Source organism: Actinosynnema sp. NPDC023658 (genome assembly GCF_040639995.1).
Taxonomy (GTDB): Bacteria; Actinomycetota; Actinomycetes; order Mycobacteriales; family Pseudonocardiaceae; genus Actinosynnema.
In genome coordinates, this window is the sequence record NZ_JBFAAX010000811.1 from 1 (window position 1) to 2,524 (window position 2,524).

General features: G+C 72.3%; 1 protein-coding gene. It reads right to left on the reverse strand.

The genetic code is table 11. The annotated features are described in order from the left end of the window. Positions 1 to 2,524 (reverse strand): glucan 1,4-alpha-glucosidase (locus AB0G02_RS35060; RefSeq protein ID WP_360803185.1); only part of this gene is annotated, 2,524 nt, incomplete at both ends.

Below are 2,524 nucleotides of genomic sequence, written 5' to 3' on the forward strand. Positions count from 1 at the left end.
GCGCCGGCGGTCGCGGTGTTGGTGCCCGGGAGACCGGGAGCGGTGGTCGTCGACTGGGCGGGGTCGCGCAGCAGGACGTTGACCCGCTGCACGCTCATGCCGTTGCCGCCCCACGGGTTGGTGATCGCGCCGGCCACGCGGGTGACGAACCGGACCCGGTCGCCGTCGCGGAACACGTCGAACCGGGTCAGGTCGAAGCTGTCCGGGCTGAACGCGCTGTTGGTCGGGTAGACGTACGTCCCCGGCCCGCAGTCGTCCCCGGCCGGGTCGGTGAGTCCACCGACGCGCTCGCCGTAGGACAGCACGGTGCGCCGCTCGTACGCGGTCGCGCCGTCACCCGCGGCCGCGACGCTGATCGTGTTGTCGATGCCGGTCAACGCCACCTCGGTGTCGAACCGACCGCCGCTCACCGGGACCCGCTTCTTCACCGGGCCCACGGCCACGACCACGCTGGACGCGTCGGTGGCGCCGTGGACGCGGACGGTGCGGCCGGTGGCGGTGGACAGGTCCGCGGGGCCGTCGAGGGTCAGCGCCGCAGTGGCGACGGGACCGGTGCGGTAGCGGTCGGCCACGACTGCGGGCGTCTCGACGGGCCTGCCTGCGGCGATGCCCTGGGCCAGCCGTACGTACTGGGCCATCGCCCAGGCCAGTGGCGCGGCCGAGCCGGTGCCCTTGCCGAACACGTGACCGTGCTGGGTGGGTTCGGCCTGGTCCCAGACCTGCTCGGGGATCATCCGGCCGCTGTTCGCGGTCGCCGCCATCGTGCGCAGGTGGGGCAGCGCGTCACGGCCGTTGGCCAGTTCGTACTCGCCGCGCTCACCGGACAGCAGTGGCCACGGGCGGCCGATGCCGACGCCGGTCCACGGCCCGCCGTCGGCGGTCTCGCCGTAGCCGTCGTGGGTGTAGCGCTTCCACAGGTCGCCGCCGGGTGTGCTCACCTTGATCGAGGCGTCGACCTCGGGCAGGGACTGCGCGACCGCCTCGTCGCCCGGTGGCTTCACGCCGAGCCGCACCAGCTCCAGGAAACCGGCGTCGACCAGCGCGTTCTCCGGGTGCACACCCGCGCCGTTGGCCCAGTTGCGGGTGGCGGCGTCGTTCGGGTCGCCGCTGCCGGAGATGCGGACGTAGTACCGGCCGTCGCCGAGCGGGCCGTTCGTGGTGAACATCCGCTGCTCGGTCTGCCGCTGCCAGGAGTCGGCGGTGGCCTGGTAGAGCGCCGCGCCGTCGGGGTCGCCCGCGCGGCGGGCGATGTCGGCGGCGGCGGTCAGCGCGGCGATCTGGCTCGCCATCGTGGACGGCGAGTAGCCGCCGGTCTCCTCCCAGCGCTCTTGCGGCGTCGTCGCGCCCGACGACACGAGGAAGTCGGACGCCTTGGCGATGTGGTCGCGGTAGAACCGCGGGTCGGACCGCCCGGTCTGCCAGGCCAGCAGGATCGGGAACGCGGTCTCGTCCAGCTGGACGTTCGTCTGGTCGGGCGTGCCGTCGACCTTCGAGTTCTGCGGGAAGCTGCCGTCGGGCCGTTGCTGCCGGGTGAACAGCCAGTCCACCGCACGTCGGGCCGCCTCCGTGTCACCGGCCGCGAGCAGGGCGGACACCTGGTGGTACAGGTCGCGCGCCCACACGAAGTGGTAGCCGCCGAACGCGCCGTCGGCTGCAACCGCCTGGCCCCAGGGGACGGTCAGGGACGCGGCGAACGCCCCGGGGTGGGTCTTGTCCTCGTGCGCCTTCACCGCCATGACCGCTGCCCAGTACTGGTCGAGCAGGTCGGCGGGCAGCCTCGGCGCCTTCAGCCGCGCGGTGTAGAGGTGCCAGCCGAGCTGGTACCAGCGCTTGGTCACCTCGAACGGGCGGTGCAGGCTCGCGCGGGCGCTGATGAGCGCGGCCTGTTCGGTGGCGGCGAAGCCGAGCGCCAGGGTGGTGCGCGGCGCGATCCGCGCGACCTGGGCGATGTTGCCCGGACCGGCCTCCGGGTAGGTCGAGGTCAGCCGGAAGTTCCGGGTCAGGTCGGCCACGCCGTCACTCGTGCTGACGTAACCGGTCGATGTGACGTGGAACCCGGTGCTGGAGACGAGCGCGCTCGCGATCGGTCCGCGTGCGTCCACGGCGGTCAGGGCGTCCTTGGTGGCGTGACCGGTGTCGTGACCGGAGTCGCCCGCCAGTTGGGGGTCGAACAGGGTGTAGAGCTGGTAGTCGCCTTCGAACTCGACGTCGATCAGGAGGGTCGAGCTCGCGGGATCGGTGACGTAGGTCTTGGTGAGCCGCCAGCGACCGGCGTCGTCGGCGGTGGTCTGCCGGTAGGTGAGGGACTTCCGGTCGACCAGCGTCGTGGTGCTGGTCGTGCCTTGGGTCTCGCGCTGCGCGAAGGACTTCCCGTCCGTGACGACGAACTCCAGCGAGCGGGAGTTCGGGGTGTCGGCGCTCGGGTAGTAGACCTCGCTGAGCGTGCCGCCGGTGAGGGTGAACCAGACCTTCGACTCGGCGGTGGTCGAGGTGCCGATGCCCTCCTTGTCACCGGTCGTCCAGG